17 protein-coding genes are annotated in these 20,423 nt (G+C 57.8%); 13 read left to right on the forward strand and 4 right to left on the reverse strand.

Annotated elements, in window-relative coordinates:
• Positions 1 to 23: 23 nt before the first annotated feature.
• From FHG12_RS07070 to FHG12_RS07085, 4 genes are all read left to right on the forward strand, one after another.
• On the forward strand, positions 24 to 899 hold the full coding sequence (locus tag FHG12_RS07070) for a DUF58 domain-containing protein (RefSeq protein WP_139515062.1): 876 nt from the start codon (positions 24 to 26) through the stop codon (positions 897 to 899).
• Between the two features lie 65 nt (positions 900 to 964).
• The gene (locus FHG12_RS07075; RefSeq protein WP_165699323.1) at positions 965 to 2,518 is read left to right on the forward strand and encodes a BatA domain-containing protein; all 1,554 of its coding nucleotides are present in this window, start codon (positions 965 to 967) and stop codon (positions 2,516 to 2,518) included.
• Positions 2,515 to 4,761 carry a DUF4175 domain-containing protein gene (locus FHG12_RS07080; RefSeq protein WP_139515064.1) on the forward strand — a complete coding sequence of 749 codons (2,247 nt, stop codon included), beginning with the start codon at positions 2,515 to 2,517 and terminating at the stop codon, positions 4,759 to 4,761. Before FHG12_RS07075 ends, FHG12_RS07080 begins: the two co-directional genes overlap by 4 nt.
• 13 nt (positions 4,762 to 4,774) lie before the next feature.
• Positions 4,775 to 6,577 carry a hypothetical protein gene (locus FHG12_RS07085; RefSeq protein WP_139515065.1) on the forward strand — a complete coding sequence of 601 codons (1,803 nt, stop codon included), beginning with the start codon at positions 4,775 to 4,777 and terminating at the stop codon, positions 6,575 to 6,577.
• A 118-nt stretch (positions 6,578 to 6,695) separates the two neighbouring features.
• Here the strand turns inward: FHG12_RS07085 and FHG12_RS07090 are convergent, their stop codons facing one another.
• On the reverse strand, positions 6,696 to 6,965 hold the full coding sequence (locus FHG12_RS07090; protein ID WP_139515066.1) for a hypothetical protein: 270 nt from the start codon (positions 6,963 to 6,965) through the stop codon (positions 6,696 to 6,698).
• A 135-nt stretch (positions 6,966 to 7,100) separates the two neighbouring features.
• On the opposite strand from FHG12_RS07090, the gene FHG12_RS07095 reads away from it, so the two are divergent.
• From FHG12_RS07095 to FHG12_RS07120, 6 genes are all read left to right on the forward strand, one after another.
• Complete coding sequence (locus tag FHG12_RS07095; protein WP_139515067.1) at positions 7,101 to 7,688, forward strand: RNA polymerase sigma factor; 588 nt, start codon at positions 7,101 to 7,103, stop codon at positions 7,686 to 7,688.
• A 49-nt stretch (positions 7,689 to 7,737) separates the two neighbouring features.
• Positions 7,738 to 8,895 (forward strand): trypsin-like peptidase domain-containing protein, encoded by a 1,158-nt coding sequence (locus tag FHG12_RS07100; protein WP_139515068.1) that lies wholly within the window; start codon positions 7,738 to 7,740, stop codon positions 8,893 to 8,895.
• Between the two features lie 160 nt (positions 8,896 to 9,055).
• On the forward strand, positions 9,056 to 10,750 hold the full coding sequence (locus FHG12_RS07105) for a DUF1800 domain-containing protein (RefSeq protein ID WP_139515069.1): 1,695 nt from the start codon (positions 9,056 to 9,058) through the stop codon (positions 10,748 to 10,750).
• A gap of 55 nt (positions 10,751 to 10,805) precedes the next feature.
• Positions 10,806 to 12,395, forward strand: a complete 1,590-nt coding sequence (locus tag FHG12_RS07110; protein WP_165699324.1) for a DUF1501 domain-containing protein — start codon at positions 10,806 to 10,808, stop codon at positions 12,393 to 12,395.
• A 225-nt stretch (positions 12,396 to 12,620) separates the two neighbouring features.
• Positions 12,621 to 12,971 (forward strand): hypothetical protein, encoded by a 351-nt coding sequence (locus FHG12_RS07115; protein WP_139515070.1) that lies wholly within the window; start codon positions 12,621 to 12,623, stop codon positions 12,969 to 12,971.
• 203 nt (positions 12,972 to 13,174) lie between these two features.
• Entirely contained in the window at positions 13,175 to 13,378 is a 204-nt protein-coding gene (locus FHG12_RS07120; RefSeq protein WP_139515071.1) for a hypothetical protein, read from the forward strand.
• Positions 13,379 to 13,435: 57 nt separating this feature from the next.
• On the opposite strand, the gene FHG12_RS07125 is transcribed toward FHG12_RS07120, so the two are convergent.
• Positions 13,436 to 14,107, reverse strand: a complete 672-nt coding sequence (locus FHG12_RS07125; RefSeq protein ID WP_139515072.1) for an SOS response-associated peptidase — start codon at positions 14,105 to 14,107, stop codon at positions 13,436 to 13,438.
• 128 nt (positions 14,108 to 14,235) lie between these two features.
• Between FHG12_RS07125 and FHG12_RS07130 the strand changes: the two genes are divergently transcribed.
• On the forward strand, positions 14,236 to 15,249 hold the full coding sequence (locus FHG12_RS07130; protein ID WP_139515073.1) for an SMP-30/gluconolactonase/LRE family protein: 1,014 nt from the start codon (positions 14,236 to 14,238) through the stop codon (positions 15,247 to 15,249).
• Positions 15,250 to 15,374: 125 nt separating this feature from the next.
• On the opposite strand, the gene FHG12_RS07135 is transcribed toward FHG12_RS07130, so the two are convergent.
• Both FHG12_RS07135 and FHG12_RS07140 read right to left on the reverse strand, forming a co-directional pair.
• Positions 15,375 to 16,196, reverse strand: coding sequence for a T9SS type A sorting domain-containing protein (locus tag FHG12_RS07135; protein ID WP_139515074.1), 822 nt, complete (start codon positions 16,194 to 16,196; stop codon positions 15,375 to 15,377).
• A gap of 330 nt (positions 16,197 to 16,526) precedes the next feature.
• Positions 16,527 to 17,612 (reverse strand): PAS domain-containing sensor histidine kinase, encoded by a 1,086-nt coding sequence (locus FHG12_RS07140; protein ID WP_139515075.1) that lies wholly within the window; start codon positions 17,610 to 17,612, stop codon positions 16,527 to 16,529.
• 174 nt (positions 17,613 to 17,786) lie between these two features.
• On the opposite strand from FHG12_RS07140, the gene FHG12_RS07145 reads away from it, so the two are divergent.
• Together FHG12_RS07145 and FHG12_RS07150 are read left to right on the forward strand one after the other, a co-directional pair.
• The gene (locus tag FHG12_RS07145; RefSeq protein WP_139515076.1) at positions 17,787 to 18,425 is read left to right on the forward strand and encodes an NUDIX hydrolase; all 639 of its coding nucleotides are present in this window, start codon (positions 17,787 to 17,789) and stop codon (positions 18,423 to 18,425) included.
• 170 nt (positions 18,426 to 18,595) lie between these two features.
• The gene (locus FHG12_RS07150) at positions 18,596 to 20,395 is read left to right on the forward strand and encodes a M61 family metallopeptidase (protein ID WP_139515077.1); all 1,800 of its coding nucleotides are present in this window, start codon (positions 18,596 to 18,598) and stop codon (positions 20,393 to 20,395) included.
• The last annotated feature ends 28 nt before the right edge of the window (positions 20,396 to 20,423 follow it).

Raw genomic sequence — 20,423 nt, forward strand, 5'->3', positions numbered from 1 at the left:
ACCTCATTAATAACTAATTCTCCTTGCTCTCTCCCGAAACCCTTGCTGCGTTGCGGAATCTGCCGTTGGCCGCCAAAACGGCGGCGGAAGGCTTTTTGGCGGGTCAGCACCTGAGCCGACGGCGCGGCGCGGGCATGGAGTTCAGCCAGTACCGCCCTTACTTGCCCGGCGACGATCTGCGCCGCCTCGACTGGCGACTCGCTGCTCGCTCGGATCGCTACTATATCCGTGAATCAGAGGTAGATACGAGCCTTGTGGTGCACTTGCTGTTGGATGCCAGCGCCTCCATGAACCACCGCGACGACAATGGATTAACCAAGCTCGACTATGCGCGGCTGTTGCTGGCGGCCTTGGCCTATTTGGCTCATAATCAAGGCGATGCCGTAGCACTCACCGTTTTGCATCCGGCGGGCATTCAGCATCTTAGCGGCCAAAGCGATTCGAGGCAGCTACCACGAATTTTTCATGCGCTCGAAAATGTAGAAGCGGCCGGTCGCTTTCCGGGCAACGACGCGCTGGCGCCATTCACTGCCCGCCGACAACGCGCCCTAATCATTTGTGTGAGTGACCTTTACGAAGAAACCTCAGAGATCGAGCAACTTCTGACGCGGCTGCGGGCGGTATCGGGCGAAGTGATGGTGCTGCATACGCTAGCCCGCAACGAGTTGGACTTCACGCACCGCGGCTCCGTGATGTTTCAAGATCTGGAAACCGGCCACACTTTGCAGCTTGACGCCGATCAGCAGCGCGCCGCCTACCAGCAGCAGTTGCAGGAATGGCTGCGCAACACGGCGCAAAATGCCCGCCGCCACGGCTTCGACTACCACGAAGTCAATACCTCCGAGCCTTTGGATCGGGCGCTGCGGGAGTTTCTCAGACGAAGACAGAGTATAAGTTAATACATTGATTATCAATATATTATAAAACCATAGAATAGATTTACCTTCACCTCACTCTGTTTCCATTGCTCACCTTCCTTGCTCCTTCTGGTTTGTTGGCGTTGCTGGGCATTGCTGTGCCGGTGGCCATTCACCTATGGAACCGCCGGCCGGGCCGCACCGTATCGGTGGGTAGCCTGCGGTGGTTGGAAGCAACGGCCAACCGGCGCTTGCGCAGCCTGAAGCTAGAACAGCTGGCGCTGCTGCTGGTGCGCATTGCCGTGGTAGCGCTGCTGGCTGTGGCGCTGGCAAGCCCAGCCTGGCAACGACCACCGGCTCCAACGCGCGGGCAGGTTTTTATCAGTCCCGATCTACTGCCAACGGGCTCGCTGGCAGCATTCCGCCCCGGCATTGATTCGCTGCGCCGCCGGGGCTACGAAGTGCGCCGCCTGGCACCGGGGTTCCGACTTATTTCGGCAGCAGCTTGGCGCAACCTCGATTCGGTAGCGGCCGCTGGCGCAACCGACTCATTACCAGCCGATCAGTTGTGGGCACGCGTGCGGCAGGCGGCAGATTCCTTTCCCAACCGCCCGATTCGAGTGTTTACTTCGGCTAGGTTAGGTCATTTCCAAACCACCCGTCCGGCCTTGCCTGCCCAACTGACGTGGCAAGTCGTGCCCACTGCCGATTCCGGGGCTTGGCTGCAAAGTGCTTACCAGTCCGGCCCCGATAGCCTGCGCCTGCTGGTGGGCCGTAGCACCGAAGCCGCCGCCACGTTTCGGGTGGTGCGCGTGCGAACGCCGAACGCCGGCGAGGCGGTGCGCGTAGCCGGTTTGTCGCCGCTGCACTACGCAACTACGGCCACTGGTGCTACCCTACAACCCCGCGACAGTAGCTCTGCTGCCGTAGCAGCCAGTACCGCGCCGCTTCGCATCTGGGTTCGGTATGATGCTGCGCACAGCGAAGACGCCCGGTACTTGCGGGCGGCGTTGCAGGCAGCCGCGGCGGGTTTGGCGGCGCCGCTTGCACTCACTGTGTCGGCCGCGCCGCCGGCCGCAGCGGCATCCCTCGACTGGCTGTTTTGGCTTAGCGATGCGCCGGTGCCCGCCGGCTGGCAACAACGCGTGCGGCGGGGCTTGCGGCTGTGGCAGGACGCTAAGGCGCCGGGCCAGTCTTCCGAGGGTTTCTTGGCAAACGCCGGAACTGTAGCGCCCGTGCGTATTCTGCGCCGCAGCAAAGAGGCAGTGCCTGCCACGGGTCAGAGCTTATGGTCTGACGGCCAGGGCCGAGCCGTACTCAGCTACCAAAGCATTTTACAAGGCTCAATATATCAGCTACATACGCGCCTACACCCTGGCTGGAGCGAATTGGCGGATAGTCCGAATCTACCGGCGCTTTTGCTAGATATTCTGCAACCAGAGCAGAAGTCAACCAACTGGGCAGCAGACAAACGTGCGCTCGATGCTGCCCAAATTCATCCGGCAAACCACATGGTTTCAGTAGCCACCAGCAACCGTCCCGCACCCGATTCTTACCTCGATTTGCGGCCGTGGGCAGTGCTGGCTACAGGCTTGTTGTTTGCCTTGGAACGTCTGCTGGCACAACGGCGCCTGTCCTTTTCTTCTACTCCTGCCGCATGAGCCTCGTAACCCAAACCTCCTCCCATCCCGCAGTGGCGGCGCTCCGAACGGTATGGCACGCCTACGCCGGCCGGCGGACGGTGGCTGTGCTGCTGCCTGCGGCGGCCGTGGGCGTGCTGCTGGCCGTAGTTGGTTGGGTGTGGCCCGCAGGTCGTTGGGCGGTAGGCTTGCTAGGCGCGGCCGGGGCCGTTTGGCTGGTGAGCTACTTGGTACGCCTGTGGCGACCGAATTTTGCTGCCCTCAGCAGCCAGCTCGATCAGCGCTATCCGGTGCTCGAAAACAGTACTGGGCTATTGTTGCGCGACTCGGGCGAGCTGAATCTGTTGGGACACCTGCAACAGCAACGCGTGGCAGACAGGTTGCAAGAACTGGCAACCACCGAAAGCCACCTGCTGCCGGTTTCGTTTCGCGCGTCCGGGCTGGTTGCGGGGCTGGTACTATTGGCGGCGGCGCTGCTGTGGCTGCTTCAGGCACACGGAACTCAGCGGACAACAGCGACCGTCCAAGCCCCGGTAGTTAAGCTGCATTTCACTGAAGATCAGCCCAGTAACCAACCACAAGTCCTTGCTCAAATTACGGAAACGCGCATTATCGTCACGCCGCCTGCCTACACCCGGCGGGCAGGCTTTGCGGCGTCGCAGCCTTCTTTTCGCTGTCCCGAAGGCTCACACGTTCGCTGGACGGTGCACGTAAACAGCCCTGCTACCCAGCCGCCGCAACTCGAAATCGGGCGGCAACGGCTGGCTTTTCGTGCAGTAACGGGGCAACCCACGGTATTTGTGGCGGAGCAGGTAGTTAAGGCGTCGGTGCTGTACAGGCTGCGGTTTGCGGGCCGCACTTCCGATGATTACGCCATCGATGTGCAGCCCGATCAGGCGCCCGTTGTCCAGATCCAGACGCCCAAACCCTACACACTCGTCGAGTTTGGGCAGAAGCCGCAGGTGGGCATCCGGGTAGCTCTGCGCGACGATTACGGCCTGACGCGGGCCCGTTTGGTAGCTACGGTAGCACAGGGCCAGGGCGAAGCCGTGAAGTTTCGGGAGGTCGTAACTGACCTCAGTGCTGGACTAGGCAAGCAGCCCACACAAAGCATTGCAAATCAAACACTTAACCTACCTAAACTAGGATTAACTTACGGCGACGAAGTATATTTTTACGTTCAGACCTGGGACAACAATAGCCACACGGCGCGCTCCGATACTTACCTCGTGCAGTGGGAAGACACCACGGTAAACGAGGCGGCTACCGACATTTCGCTGGGGGTAAACGTAGTGCCAGCCTATTTCCGCAGCCAGCGCCAAATCATCATCGACACCGAAAAGCTATTAGCCGAGCGCCGGAGCGTGGAGGCGACTGCCTTTTCGGAACGCTCTAATAATCTGGGGTTTGACCAAAAAGTGCTTCGGCTGCGCTACGGCAAGTTTCTGGGGGAAGAGTTCGAGCAAGGACTGGCCGAAACCGCTCCCAAACCGCCCGTGGCCGACGCCGACAGCAGCCACAATGAACACCCCGGCACAGAGGAAGAGCACGAGCATGGTCCGCCCACTGCCGATGCGGCCAACGCGTCGCCCACGGCCGAAACTGACGCCCTCAGCCGACCTTACATGCACCTGCATGACGACGAAGAAACCGCGGATTTCCTGGAGCCCGCCGTGAAAGCCAAGTTGCGCGGTGTGCTCGACCAGATGTGGCAGGCAGAGCTGCGGCTGCGTACCGTACGCCCCGTCGAGGCCTTGCCCTTTGAGTACCGCGCCTTGCGCCTGCTGAAGCAAGTGCAGCAGCAGACCCGGGCCTACGTAAAAAAATCCGGCTACGAGCCTCCCGTCTTGCCCGAATCGACTATTCGCCTGACGGGCGAACTAATCGGCGCAGCCGCACCCCGCCTACAACAAGACGTGCGCACCACTGCCCCCGATCAGTCAATAGTACGGGAGGCGTTGGGGACACTGCAAGCCTTGCGGCGCGGCGAAACAGCCAGCAGCACCGATGCCGCGCGGCTGGATCGGGCCGGGCCAGCTATTGCGCAAGCCGCCGTGCGTCGTCCGGGAGCTTACCTACGCGCCTTGCGCGAGCTGCGTCAGCTCACGACAGACATACGCTCCCACCGCGCCTTGTGCGCTACTTGCCTGGTTTCCGTTGAGCAGGCCCTCCACGAATTGTTGCCGCCCCCGCCGCCGACTCCTACCCGCACCGCCGGCCCCGACCGCCTAGCGCGGCGTTATTTCCAGGAATTAAGCCGGTAAGAACTCAGCCTGAATGCCTTCCTCTCTCCAATTCTACACCCTACTGATTTTCTGCCTGTTACTGGCTGTGTGGCTCACTGTGGCCGCCCTCCGAAGGGCAAACAGAGCTCGTTTGGCGGCGCGCCTGCTGGCAGGCCTAGCCGCTGCGGCAGGGCTGTGGTTTACCGCTTTCCCCCTAACGCGAACACTGGGCACCTCGCGCAGAGAAGCCATACTATTAACCTCTGATTATCAAATAGACACTCTTCAACAGCTCCTCCGAAAGCTGGGCCCGGCCACCACGGTGTGGCGCTACAATGAACTTGTCCCAGCCGAGGCGCCGGTGCTGGCCAGCCTGCCGGCCTTGCCAGAACGCCACCCCGCGTTGCGCCGGTTGCATGTGTTGGGCCGGGGGCTGCCGGCCGCCGATGCCTCGCTGCCCGGCAATCTGCAACTCGTGCAGCACACGCCGCCAGCCTTCACGGGCTTTCGCGCGGCGCACTGGAATCGGCAGCTGGAGTTGGGTAAACCGGTGGAGCTAGAAGGGTTTTTTGAAAATACCGCGGTGGCCAAAGCACCCGTCTGGATATATCTGCAAGCGGCCGGCACAGCCCGCGATTCGGTAAAGCTGCCGACGGGTCGTGGCGCTTTTCGGCTACATTTCACGCCTAAAGCAACGGGCTTGTCCGTGTACGAACTGGTGGCTGGGAAACAGGCCAACACGACACTGGCGCGTGAGCCCGTACCCGTGGAAGTGCTCCCGACTCGTCCCTTGCGCGTGTTGCTACTGGCTAGCACGCCGTCGTTTGAGTTCAAATTCCTGAAAAACCAACTAGGCACGCAGCAACATGCAGTGGCACTGCGCGTTGGCATCAGCAAAGGCCTTATTCAGACGGAGTTTCTTAACCAGCCTGCCCACGATCTCAGTCGTCTCACCCCGACGCTATTGGCCCGCTACGACGCAGTAGTGGCGGATGCCGGCACCCTAAGCGGACTTTCTGCTGGCGAAAACCAAGCCCTGCAAAACGCCATTCGCAGCCAGGGCTTGGGGCTGATTGTTGTGGCCGACGCCGCGGCTTTGCCGCGTACTACTCCGGCTCGGGCGGGGTTTGCCGTAGTGCCCCGTGCTACGGCTGTCACCGCCCGGCCGCAACCTTTGAAATGGCCGGGCGCGCCTGAAAAAGCAACGGCGGTAGTGCCGGGCAGCTTACACCTATCGGCTGGCTCGCGGGCTCTGGTTACGGATGCTCAGCAACAAACCCTGGTAGCCGATCGGCGCTTCGGAACGGGCCGCGTGGTAATTGCGCTGGTGCCCGAAACCTTCCGCTGGGTATTGCAAAACGCAACCCAAGCCTACGATTCGTATTGGAGCTATTTGCTATCGACGGCCGCGCGGCCATTGGCGGTAGAGGAGCGGTGGCACGTGCTGGAAACGTGGCCGCATGTGCAACAGCCTCTCACCCTACGTTTGGAAGCGGCCCGTTTGCCAGCCCAGCAGCCCACTGTGCAGCAGGCGGGCGCACCTGCCGCCCGGCTCGCCTTGCGGCAGGACGTGCGCTTGTCCGAATGGAGCACGGGCCAATATTGGCCAACCACCGCCGGCTGGCACCGCGTACAGCTACCCCAAAAGGCTGCCCAGTGGTTTTATGTGTACGATACCAAAAACTGGGTAAACGCACAACTAATTGCTTATCAAGCACTTAATAATAGAGCTGAAATCCCCGCCTCAGCTTCCTCAGGCGCACCGGATACAGTGCAGCAACCTTGGCCGGTAGCGTGGTTTTTTGGAGTATTTCTGCTGGCCGCCGGATTTCTTTGGCTGGAAGAAAAGCTATAACGCCGGCAGCCTGCTTTCGTATTCTTTCTTAAGCCTCCTAAAACAAAACAGCCCGGCTTTCCTTGCGGAAGCCGGGCTGTTGTAAGCTATACGCTAGCCGGCATTAGCCGGCAGGTAATTACTTTTGCTCAGTCGTAGTGGTAGTAGTCGACGACGAAGAGGTGGTCGAAGCACCAGCAGCGTCAGTTGTAGCAGGAGCAGCAGTAGCCGACGAATCAGTCGTCGTGGTGCTCATGGTTGAAGTCGAGTCAGTAGTAGTAGCAGGAGCAGTAGTTTCAGCCGAGCCAGCTTCCGTAGTAGTGGTTTCGGTGGTCGACTTCGATTCGCAAGAAGCGAGGCCAGCAGCGAGGAGAACGGCAAGAGCAGAAACCTTGATGAGATTCTTCATTTTGGTATTAGGTTTGAAAAATTTAGTCTGAAAAACGCTCTTCATACCGGTCTTTCGGAAAGGTAACCCGACCATAGAAAATTATTTTTCGGGGGGTTACCAACGGGGCCGTTATGTATTAAACAACGAAAGCGAATGGGCAAGGGTCAACCTTCCTACACCGATGAAGAGTTCGTGGCGGCTATCCGTCGCGGCGACGACCGGGCGCTGGCGCAACTCTACCGCCTGCACCTTCCGATGATCTCGCACTTTGTGCTGCAAAACAGCGGCTCGGAGGACGAGGCCAAGGATGTGTACCAGGAGGGCGTGATGGTGTTTTATGAGAAGATACGCGAAGGCACTTTGGAGCTCAGCTGTCAGATCAAAACGTACCTCTACGCTGTGTGCCGACGCTTGTGGTTGAAGCGGCTCGCCGAGAAAACCCGCTTCGGCGGCTCCCTCGACGACCACGAGCCCTACCTCGAAACCGGGGCCGAAGCCGACCTGTTGGAGGCCGAGGAACGCGACCGGCGCTTCGCTACTATGAGCGAAGCGTTGAACCGCGTAGGGGAGCCTTGTCGTTCACTCTTAGAAGGCTATTACCTGCAGGACAAATCCATGCAGCAACTCACGGCGGAGTTTGGCTATACCAATGCCGACAACGCTAAAAATCAGAAATACAAGTGTTTAGTCCGCTTGAAAAAATTATTCTTCACCCACTTCAAGGAAGAAGAATCGTTTTGACCAAGCACTCACGGGCACACGGCGGGAAAATGATTCTCGCACTCTCTATATGAAAACCGAAGCTGATTACTACGCTTTATTTGAGGCTTACCGCGACGGCGAGCTCGGCGTACCGGCGCGGGCTGATCTGGAGCGGCGCCTGTCGGCCGACCCAAACCTGGCCCAGCGTTTTGCCGAGTTTGAGGAACTGACCGGCACGTTGCACCAATACAGCTCTCGCTTGGCTACCCGCCGCAAGCTCCACGCCATTCAGGCCGAGATTGACGCGGAACAGGCCATGCAGGAAGCGCCCCTTGAAACCGGCAACCCCAACATGCCGCTGCTGCACATTTCGCCGGTCGAGCGCAAGCTGCGCGATTTCTGGCATGCGCACCGGGCTACCATGATGGTAGCTGCCTCGGTAGCGGTGATGGCCGTGTTTGCGACGCTGCTGGGCATCGAATTTTGGCGCGCCAACCAAAAGCCAGGCTCTCTGTACGGCTACCAAGTGCTGCGCCGTGAAGTAGAGCGCATCAAGCGCAACCAGCAGGCAATGAACCGCGCCATTAATCACATCGACGGACCGAAGTCGCCGGAAGAGCTCAACCCGGGCAAGTTTAGCGGTACGGGCTTCGCGCTTACTTCGGATGGCTATCTGGTTACGAGCTACCACGTTATCCAAGGTGCTGATTCTGTGTTGATTGAAAGCCGTGACCGCCAGCATTACCACGCCGAGCCGGTATTTTCGGATGTGGCCCACGACCTGGCTATCCTGCGCATCAAGGACAAAGATTTCAACGGTTTCGGCCGTCTGCCTTACACCTTCAAGCGTGGCCTTTCCGATCTGGGGGAGAAGGTTTATACGCTGGGCTACCCACGCGAAGACCTCGTGTACAACGACGGTTCGCTGAGCGCCCGCTCGGGCTTCGAAGGCGACACTGCGTTCTACCAGATCTCAATCCCGGTGAACCCTGGCAACAGCGGCGGTCCGCTACTCGACGACCGGGGCAACCTCATCGGGATCATCAGCGGCAAACAAATGGACGCTCAAAGTGCGGCGTTTGCTACCAAGTCGTCGTACCTGATGCGCCTTGTGGATTCGTTGTCGGCCGCTGGCACGTCGGCGCCTTACCGCTTGTCGCGGGGCAACCAACTAACTGGCACGCCCCGGCCCCAGCAGATCCGCAAGCTGCAAGACTATGTGTTTGTAGTGAAGGTCTACGAATAGCCGGTTTCACTTCTGCAAGGCTTACAAGCCCCGCCCGTAAGGCGGGGCTTTTTTTGTGCTTATGCCCTAGCCAGCTGCGGCACATTGGACTAGGCAACCATGCGGTTCAAATCGATATAAGTTCTTACCTTAAAAGGAGTTATCGAAGCCCCACCTCGCCATGGACAGAAGAGCTTTCCTGCACAAAAATGCCGCAGTGCTCGCAGCGCCCGCGGCGGCTATTACGACGGATGAAACGGTTAGTCGCTTCGCCAACAAAAAACTACCTGATACGGCACGCTCTACGGCAGGCTTAGCGCCCTACAGTGGCCCCTGGGGGTATGCACAGGCCGCTCACTTGCTACGCCGCAGCCTGTTTGGGCCTACACGCACCGAGATAGAGGGCGCTGCGAGCAGCTCGATGCAACAGGTTGTGGACGCCTTGCTGACCGCCCCCGCCGCGCCCAGCCCGCCAGTAAACGTAGCTTCCACCGACGCGAGCGTGCCCCTGGGGCAACCGTGGGTAACGCAGCCCTTCGACCAAGCGGTGGAAGGCGTGCGGCGCTCGTCGCTGAGGGCGTGGTGGATGGGCCAAATGCTCAACCAAAGCCAGTCGTTGGCGGAGAAAATGACCCTGTTCTGGCACAACCACTTTGTCATTGAACTGGGCGACATCAACGACGCGCGCTACGGCTATCAGTACGCGGCCTTGCTGCGGCAGCAGGCGCTCGGCAACATCCGGCAACTTGCTAAGGATGTGACGATTGACCCGGCCATGCTGCGTTACCTCAACGGCAACCAGAGCACGGCTACTGCTCCCAACGAGAACTACGGCCGCGAGCTGCTGGAGCTGTTTACGGTGGGCAAAGGGCCGCTCATCGGGACGGGCAACTACACCAATTACACCGAAGACGACGTGAAAGCCGCTGCCCGTGTGCTCACCGGCTGGCGCGATAACAACCAGACGATCAGCGGCTACTTCACGGCTTCGCGCCACGATACGGGCGCCAAGAAATTCTCGGCGGCGTTCGGAAGCCGCACCATCACGGCCCGGGGCGATCAGGAGTACAAAGACCTGATTGATCTGATCTTCGATCAGCCCGAAACGGCGCGCTTTCTGTGCCGCAAGCTGTATCGCTGGTTTGTGTACTACGTCATCGACGCCGCGACGGAACAGAACGTGATCCAGCCAATGGCTGACTTGCTGATCAAGAGCAATTACGAAGTGACACCGGTGCTAAAATCGTTGCTCACCAGCGAGCATTTTTACGATCCGGTCAATATGGGCTGCGTCATCAAAAGCCCGCTAGATTTCACCGTGACGGTATGCCGGCAGTTGCAGATTGCGTTTCCGCCGGCTACCAACGCGGTGGCACAATACGGCATGTGGGACTACCTCAACAGCCAGACGAACCTGCAACAGCAGTACTTAGGCGACCCGCCGAACGTGGCAGGCTGGGCGGCCTACTATCAGACGCCGCAGTTTTACGAAATCTGGATTAACGCCGTGACGCTGCCGCGCCGCAACCAGTTTACCGACCTGATGATCAGCACTAATGGCTATTCGCGTAACGGCGCCAAACTGATTATCGACCCGATTGCGCTGGTGCAAGCCCTGCCGCCGGCCGTCGCCAGCGACCCCAATAAGGTGATCGCGGAGCTGACGAAACTTATGTTACCCATCACACTCACCAGCAGCCAGTTGGAGTTTCTAAACGATGCGTTGCTGCCCGGCTTGCCCGATTTTGAATGGACCCAGGAATGGACCGCTTACGTAGCCGCCCCGACGAACGCTACCAAAAAGGCTTCGGTGAACACTAAGTTGCAGGCGCTGCTGCGCGCCATCATGGGGCTGGCAGAATATCATCTGTCTTAAAACACCAATTATTTGATTATCAATTAATTCTAATAAATCCGTTACTCGCCGGACTATGAAACGCAGAGACTTTCTTCAGACCACGGCGGCGGCTTCGGTGCTGCCGGTGCTCATGGGCGGCTTTCCGGTGGGGGCATATGGATTTTCGCCGGAGCTGGCGGCACTTACTAATGCGGCCGTCGATACCGACCACGTGCTGGTGCTGATTCAGCTGAACGGCGGCAACGACGGCCTGAACATGATCATCCCGCTGGACCAATATTCGGCCCTGATGAATGCCCGCCCGGACATTGTATTGCCGCAAAACGAGGTGCTGAAGCTCTCCGACCTGACAGGCATTCATCCGGCTATGGCGGGGCTGAAAAACCTGTTTGACAAAGGGCAGGTGGGCGTGGTGCAGAGCGTGGGCTACCCCAACCCCAACTTCAGCCATTTCCGCGCCACCGACATCTGGACATCGGCTTCCGACTCGAACGTGACGCTTACCACCGGTTGGCTCGGCCGCTATCTGGACGGCGAATACCCGAACTTCCCAACGGGTTATCCAAGCGCACAATCACCTGATCCATTGGCCATTAGCATCGGGTCGGTGGTAAGCAACTGCGTGCAGGGCCCGACGGTGAACATGGGGATGGCGATTGCCAGCACGGCCTCGTTTTACCAGTTGCTGTCGGGCGGCGTCGATACGGCCCCCAATACGCCTGCTGGCCACGAGCTGACATTTATCCGGCAGGTGGTGCAGCAGACGCAGGTGTACACGTCCGTTATTCAGAAGGCGGCGGGCAAGGCCAAAAACCTGTCGGCGCTGTACCCGGCGGCCGGCCAAAACTCGCTGGCCGACCAACTCAAGATTGTGGCGCAACTGGTGGCCGGTGGCCTGCAAACGCGCATCTACGTGTGCAACCTCGGCGGTTTCGACACGCATGCCTCGCAGGTGCCCACCACCGGCAGCACTACTACGGGCACGCACGCAACGCTGCTGGGCAAGGTTTCGCAAGCAATTGCGGCTTTTGAAGACGATTTGCGGCTGCTCAACGTGCAGGACCGGGTGGTGGGCATGACGTTTTCGGAATTTGGGCGACGCATCAAGGCCAATTCTGGCCGCGGCACCGACCACGGCGCGGCCGCTCCCCTGTTTGTGTTCGGTACGGCTGTGAACCCGCGCATTCACGGCACCAACCCCATCCTGCCGCAAAATGCGACCGTGAACGACAACATCCCAATGCAGTTCGACTTTCGGGCCATCTACGGCAGCATCCTGAAAGACTGGTTTGGGGTATCGGAAGCCATGCTGAACGAATTGTTGCCGCACAACGGGCCTTCGTTTCCGTACGTGCCCGTGCTGCGCACTTCGGTGGTGACGGGCGCCGTCGGTGCCGCCGAGGTCAACATTGCCGGGTTCAGCGTGTACCCCAACCCCGCACGCGACCAAGCCACCATAGAATTTGAGGCCGAAGGCGGACACGTACAGGTGCTGGTCTTCGACACAATGGGTCGTGAGGTGCAGCGCGTTGCGGACCGGGTGTTGCCGCGCGGCAAACAACGTTTGCGCTTGGAAGTCAATGGGTTAGCGGCGGGTTCTTATTATTGCCACGTGCAGGAAGGCAGCCGGGTCAGCTCGCGGCTGGTGGTCGTCCTGAATTAAGAAATCGGGATTAATCCTTCTAATTAGACAGTGCTATTTTTAACTATAAAATACTTATAATCAAGCTCTTATAGTGCATCAGAGCTGAACACTACCCTTTGCTGTTGCCCTATTCTTGCCGGCATAACGTAGCCTGCTGACAGGTTTTTGCGTACACGCCCCCTAGTGGCTTGGCCTACATTCCAGTGCCCTCTCTCTACCATAACTTTAACACCCGCTCCTGCTATGGAAGCCCAGATCGAACAACAGCTCGAAAAGATTCTACCCGAAGACATCGCACGCACTTTTGAAAGCGCTTACCACGTATTTCAGGGCGACCACGACAAGATGGAAGACCTGATTAAGCACGGGGGCAGCCTGCTGAAAAAAATAGCCCAGCGCCTCAACCCCACGCAAGTGATCATCGGCATCGCCGTGATTGCGGCCGTGGCCGTAGTCGTGGTCAATCGCAGCATGGAATTGCCGGAAGAAGGCGAAGCCAGCGATGCCTCCGACGACAAAAAAGCAAACGCTAAAAAGTTGAGCAGCGCCGGCCAGAACAAAGGTCAGCAAGAAGACAAACGCGACAATAAATAGGGTTCTTCCTATCTAAGAGCCAACGACTTGTCTTCAGGTCGCTGTCTTTCGCCCCGCTTTTCAGGCAAGCCTGAGGAGCGGGGCTTTTGTATTGTTTTAGGATTATATAGTATATATATTTTGTTTAATTATAAATATAATTACTTTTATCCATGCCATAAGCGCATCTGCACCTTATTCCTCCATACCAAAACCACACTTGCATGAAGTACATCGCTACCCTACTGTTATTGGCTTTTGTTGGCTCAATGCCCCTACAGGCGGCTCACGCATCGGCTGCGGCAGGTCCGGCCACGGTGAATGCGACGCCCGAAGGAGCCCATTTCTTTCCTTGGTTTAAATCCAACAAGCGCAAACACAAGCCCGCGTACATGCGCACCCACAAGCGCAAGCTCCATTACAAGTAAGCCACTGATAAACAACACCTTACACACCTATTGCCGAAACAGAGCCGGCCGTTGCCTTCAGGCGACGGCCGGCTCTAGTACTTCCGGGGAGTTGTGAGCCGGCGAATTGACGAGCGAAGAAATGACGTATTCGCGCATGTCGGCGGCCGGGTAAGACCGCAGCAGATCTTGGTGTGCCGCCACCGATACGTCGTCGTCGAGCCATGCCAATTCGGCCTCACGACCCTGCAAAATGACCGGCATGCGGTTATGAATCGTGGCCATCAGTTCGTTGGGCTCCGTCGTGATGATGGTGTACGTAGGTAATATTTCGCCGGTAGCGCGATCGAGCCATTCGTCCCAGAGGCCAGCAAAGGCAAAAGGCTGTTCGTCACGCAGCAAAATGCGATGCGGAACCTTGCCGCGCGTATTTTGCTGCCATTCGTAGAAGCTGTCGGCCAGCACCAGGCAACGCTTCCGCTGCAAGAGTTGCCGAAAAGACGGCTTTTCAGGCAGCGTTTCGGCGCGGGCGTTGATGGGCTTGGGCGCCTGCTTCACGTCTTTTACCCACCCCGGCAACAACCCCCACTGCAACAGCTGAATTTTGCCGGGCTCGGCGTTGGTAATGACCGGCAGCCGTTGCGAAGGCGCCGCATTGTAGCTGCTGCCCGGAGCCGACCCGTCGAAGGTGGCGTCGAAGCGTTCTTCCAGTACCGGAGCAGGAATAATGGTGGTGTAGCGGCCGCACATACGAGTAGGGATAAAATGGTGGATAATGGCTGTTTTTATAACGTTGAGGGCTTCTTCTAAGTTCTTTAGCAGCCGTGCTAAAGAACTGTTTTTGCTTCGTAAGCGCATTTAGTATCTACCTTGGCCGCATGAAGCATCGTCTTTTTCTGTTCCTGGCAGCAGTTCTGAGCTGTGGTTCGCTGGCCGCTCAGACGCCCAAAATGTACCCTACTTTTGGCAGCGTGATCCGCGAAAATCCCAAGCTCGATCAGTTGCTGGCAACCGATGCCAAGGTAGAAGTGTTGGCCATGGGCTACAAGTGGCTTGAAGGGCCAGTATGGGACAAACAGGCGGGTTATTTGCTGTTTTCGCATGCCCCTACCAATCAAATACTTAAGTGGAAAGAGGGCGAAGGCATTACGGAGTTTATGCACCCAGCCGGCTACACTGGGTTGGGCCAATACAGCAACGAGCCTGGCAGCAACGGCTTGGCTTTTACCACCGCCGGCCAACTCGTACTCTGTGAGCACGGCGACCGTCGAATTTCGGTGCTCACCAAAAACGGCGGCAAGCTCACCCTGGCCGACAATTTCGCAGGCAAACGCCTCAACAGTCCCAACGACGTGGTAGTGCGCGCCAACGGCGACGTGTACTTCACCGACCCGCCCTACGGCCTGCCCAAGCAAGGCAGCGACCCCGCGCGCGAAACTGAGTTCAGCGGCGTGTACCGGGTTACGCCCAACGGCCAAGTAACGCTGTTGACCAAGGAACTAGCTTACCCAAACGGCTTGGCGTTTTCACCCGATGGCAAAACCCTGTACGTGTCGCAGTCCGATTCAAAGCGGGCGGTCTGGTTGGCATTCCCGGTGTTGGCCGACGGCAACGTGGGCCAACACCGGGTGTTTAAGGATGTAACCAGCATGGCCGCCCAGCTTCCCGGCTCACCCGACGGCTTCAAGATCGATCAGCAGGGCAACCTGTTTGCCACCGGGCCGGGCGGCCTGCACATCTACGCCCCCGACGGCACGTTGCTGGGCCGTATTGATTTGCAGGGCGTTTCGGCTTCCAATTGCGCCTGGGGCGACGACGGCTCTACGCTTTACATCACCGCTACCGGCTACTTGTGCCGCATCCGCACCAAGACGAAAGGAGCTAACTGGTAAGGGATTAAGTACTGAAAATGCATGGCGCCCGTTCATAAGTAATTAATTATCAGACATATACACAAAGCCCTTGGAGCTTGCGCTCCAAGGGCTTTGTAGTTATTTCAGCCAAAGGATCCGGTCTCTTAGTCGTGGGCCAGCGGCAACGATAGCGTGATGGAGCCACCGCGCACGAGCACCATGTAGGTACTTGGCGGCAGGCTTTGCAAGTCTAGTGGGTGGCGCTGGGCACCGGCCAACGTCCGCTGCTGCACCACGCGGCCCGTTAGGTCCACAAGCTGCACGGTGTAGTCGCCTACGGGCAGCCCCGACAAATCGAGGGTGGAGTGGGCTTTGGCCGGATTAGGGTACAGGTCGATATCGCCTTTAGCGTCCGCGTCGAAAAGCACCACCCGCACGGGGCTGTACTCGACTTTGCCATCGGCGGCCACTTCGCGCAGCCGGTAGTATATCGGTCTGTGCGACAGGTTGCTAACGCCCATATCGCGGTACGCATAATTGGCAGCTACCGAAGTGGCCCCGCGTCCGGCTACCGACACGACGGGCTTGAAATTTCGCCCATCCAGGGAGCGTTCCACTTCAAAATGTGCGCGGCTCTTTTCGGGAGCAATCGCCCAGGAAAGCAAGGCATCGTAACGAGCTGCCGTCACCTCGAAGCGCGCCAGATCGACGGGCAGCGCCTCCGTGTCGCTAGCAATGGACGCCGGATCGGTGCCGACAGGGCCTGCGGCCTGAAAAATAGCCGTTAGCGCGTCGTTTGGAGTCATGGCATGAGCAGAAGCTGCGCCGTTGTTACTCTTAAAAGCTTCAGTTCGGTGAGAGGCGACAAGGGGGTTTTGCTGGGCCAATACGGGTTGTAAAGCGGCTCCATAAGCCAAAGCCAGCAGCCCCAATCGGAGGTGCGACACTGCGACCAAAGCCCTTGAAAGAATAGGCGGCGTTTTCATACAAGACTGGTTGTGAGCGAGAAAGAACGTAGGCGATTGTACCGTCTAAGTAACTGTACTCCTGCTCCATCGGCAAGGCCCAATGCAACCGATATCTTGAATGAATTACATTATCAACGAATATTCTTTTTCGGATTAAGTTATTTACCTAAAAAGTACTATAAATCCAGAAAAATATTTAGTAACATATTGCTTTACAGGATGTTAGTAACGAGTTACAGCATAAACAATGCCCTATATTTACAAACCAGAATGCAAGCCCAGCCAGTGTAGTCGCTATCTGCTTTTTATAAAAAAAACACTATTTTATATTCGTTTACGACCACCTATTTACTCCTTGGGTAGCTCTATGTAAAATGTCGAGCCGCGGTTTTCGGCGCTTTCAAACCAGATGCGGCCCTGGTGCAGCTCGACGATGGTTTTGATGATGGACATGCCCAAGCCCGTCGACTTTTCGCCCCGCAGGCCCGGCCGCCGCGCTTTGGTAAACTTTTCAAACAGCACCGATTGAAACTCGGCTGGGATGCCAATGCCGTCGTCCGCAACCGTGACCAGGATGGCCTTGGGCTGCTCCTCAAGCCGTACGTCGATGTGGCCGCCGTCGGGGGTGAACTTTATCGCGTTGGAAATCAGATTGTTCATCACCTGCATGAACTTCATGCTGTCGAGGCCGACGTACACCGGCGCGCCGCACGTGAGCAGCCGAAATTTCTTCGCAATGTTCTGCTCCGACTCCTGGTAGTTGCCAATCAGAATCCGGAGCCGCTCGGCCAGATCAACCCGCTCTTTTTTCAGATCGACGTTTACTGAATCCAGGAATTCCTGGTTTACGAAGTCACGGATCAGGTCCACGCTTTCGCCGCACGTCACGCCGATAATGCGGATCAACTCATTGATAGTGGGGTCGTTATACTGTACCATCTTTTCTTCGAGCCGCGTCGCCAGGCCTTGCATAAAGCTGAGGGGCCCGGCCAAGTCATGCGACAGAATTTCCAGGGTGGAATTCTTTTTCATGTTGTAGCGATGGGCATTTTCCATGTACTCTTTGTAGCCCGTAATGTCGTGCAGAAACCCTGTCAGCAGCACTTGGCCGGGCGTTTCTTCGGTGCGATGGGCCGTCACGCACAGCCACTGCACCGAGGCATCGTCGCGCTGAAGCCGAAATTCAATGCCTTCCATCAGTTCTTCGCCCTTCAGGAGCTGCTTGTAGCAACCTCTCAGATAGAGAAAGTCGTCGGGGTGCAGGCTGGCGATCAGTTCCGGCAAGTCTTCTTCGATGCGGCCGCGCCGGCAGCGCAGCACTTTCTCGTAGGCCTCGTTGAGGTACAGCATCTGCTTGGCAGTGAGGCTGTACACGAAAAAAACTTGGTTGGTCTTCTCGGCCAGGCGCTGAAAATGCGGAACAGAACTGAACATAGGGATAATACCTTGAAAATCAACTGACTATACAACAAATCACGTGAGGATCTTCCCTACTACGGCTGTGCTTGGCAAAAGGTAGCATAGTTCACAGGCAAGGCCGGATAAAAAAATCCTCTCACCTTCGTTTTGGCTGCAACTGCCCTATTTTACCGCCCTTACGCTTCTTTTATGCAGAACACCGACTGGCTTTCCGTTGCCCAACGCCTGCAATCGCTGGCGCAGGCGGGCCTTGCTTACAGCCACAACCTTTACGACACCGAGCGCTACGAAGAGTTGCGGGCTCTGAGCGTGGAGATCATGGCCCGGCTCACCGACGAGCCCGTCGAAAAGCTCACGGCCTTATTTGCCTCCGAGACCGGCTACCAGACGCCCAAGGTCGATGTGCGCGCCGTGCTGTTTCGGGGCACCGATGAAATTCTGATGGTGCAGGAGAAGATCGACGGCGACCGCTGGACGCTGCCCGGCGGCTGGGCCGACATTGGCTATTCGCCTTCTGAAACCGCTGTGAAGGAAGCCTACGAAGAAACCGGCCTACATACCCAAGCCGTGCGCCTGCTGGCCCTCTTCGACAAACGCCTGCATCCGCACCCCAAACCCGAGCCGTGGTACATCTACAAGTGCTTCATCCTTTGCCACATAACCGGCGGCGAAGTGCTCGCCAATACCGCCGAAACCTCCGGCTGCCGGTGGGTGCACGAAAGCGAAATCACGGCCTTGCCGCTGTCCGTCGACCGCGTTACGGTCTCGCAGCTGCGCACCCTGTTTGAGTTTGCCCGCCAGCCCGAAAAGCCCACGCTGTGCGATTAAGCCCGGATTTAAATACCTAATAAATATATGATTATCAATTAGTTATAACAACAAGGAAAAAGTCCAGAACTTCGCTCTGGCAAAGGCTGGCTGCGTCGCGCAACGTCGGCCAGTTTTTTGCATCCTATTCTGCATGCTGTTACCCACCTTCTCTCTCCTTTTTTAAGTTTATGAAATCACTTGTTAGCCTTGGCTTGTTGGCCGGCTTACTGACGGCGGCTGCGCCCACTCAAGCGCAAAAGGCCATGACCTACACCGTGGACATCGACCCTGCGGTGTCTACCAACGAATTTCGGGTCAAGCTGGAGCTGCCCAAGCTCAAGAAAGACCAGAACATCTACCAGTTTGCGGCTACCGCGCCGGGCACATATCAGGTCATGGACATTGGCCGCTTCGTGAGCAAGTTTGAGGCGTTTGACAAAAAAGGCAAGCCCTTGGAAGTTAAGCAGTTGTCGACCAATCAGTGGCAGCTCGCCAAGCCCGACAAAACGCACGAAATCCGTTACACCATCGCCGAGACCTGGGATTCGCCCATCAAAGAGCACCGCGTGTATCTGATGTGCGGCTCGTCGTTGGAGCAGGATCACGCCCTGCTCAATGGCCAGTGCCTCTACGGCTACGTGAAAGGTTTTCAGGATAAACCCCTGCGCATCAAGCTGAACTACCCGAAAGATTGGAAAATCGGGACGCCGCTCACCGCCGATGCCCAAGGCTACTACAACGCCAAAAGCTACGACCAAGCCGTCGATTCGCCGATGTTGCTGGGCCGCCTCACGGAAGCCAGCACCAAGCTCGGCGACGCCGAAGTAGCCCTGTATAGCTACTCCAAAACGGACCTGATCAAGGCCGAGCCGCTGTTGCAAAACATGCAGCAGATGCTGCAAGCGGCCCAAAAGTTTTTGGTACAGCTGCCCGTCAAGCGCTACACGTTCCTCTACCATTTCGAAGACCGCAACGCCGGTGCTTGGGAGCACTCCTACAGTTCGGAATACGTGGTGAACGAGTCGCCGCTGACGCCCGAAAAAGCTGCCAGCATCACCAGCACCGCGGCCCACGAGTTTTTTCACGTGGTAACGCCGCTAAACATCCACTCCGAAATCATCGAGCACTTCAACTTCGTGCAACCTACTGGCTCTGAGCACCTTTGGTTGTACGAAGGCACGACCGAGTGGGCTTCGGATATGATGCAGCTCCGTGGTGGCCTCATGTCGCTGGACGAATACCTCGCCCAGATGAGCAGCAAAGTCGCCTACGACCATTTGCAGGCCGACACCACGTATTCGCTTAGCAAGCTGGGCCTCAACTCGTTCTCCGACGAAGGCCAGAAACAGTACGGCAACATCTACCAGCGCGGTGCCCTCACGGCCGCCCTGCTCGACCTGCGGCTGCTGGAGCTTTCGGGCGGCAAGCGCGGCCTGCGCGAAGTCGTTCTGGAACTGACCAAGAAATACGGTCCTAATAAGCCCTTCAGCGAGAAAACGTTCTTCCAGGAACTAACTCAAATGACGTATCCGGAGATCGGCGATTTCCTCAAGCGCTACATCCAGAATGCCGAGCCCCTGCCCCTGGCCGAGTATTTTGGAAAAGTCGGGATTCAGTATACGCCGGTGCTGCACACGGGCCGTAAATTGGCTACGCTGGGCACAGGCTTTATGCCTCGCGACGGCCAACTGACGTTCACGCAGGTAGGCGCGCCCCTCAAAGCCAGCGGCATCTCCGACGGCGACCAACTCGTTGCGTATCAGGGCAATGCCGTAACGCTGAACAACGCCATGCAGACGTTGGGCCAGGTGAAAGCCAGCAAGCCCGGCCAGGAAGTAGAACTGACCATTCGCCACGACAGCGCCGAAAAGAAGATCCGCTACCACTTGCAAGAGCAAGACGAGGTGAAGCGCTACAGCTTTACCCCAATGCCCAACGCCACGCCGGCACAACTGGCGCTGCGCAAAGCCTGGATGACTAATCTGTAACTGATTCAAAGCTAAAAAAACTAGCTCC

Origin of the sequence: Hymenobacter jejuensis, assembly GCF_006337165.1 — a bacterium.
Taxonomy (GTDB): domain Bacteria; phylum Bacteroidota; class Bacteroidia; order Cytophagales; family Hymenobacteraceae; genus Hymenobacter; species Hymenobacter jejuensis.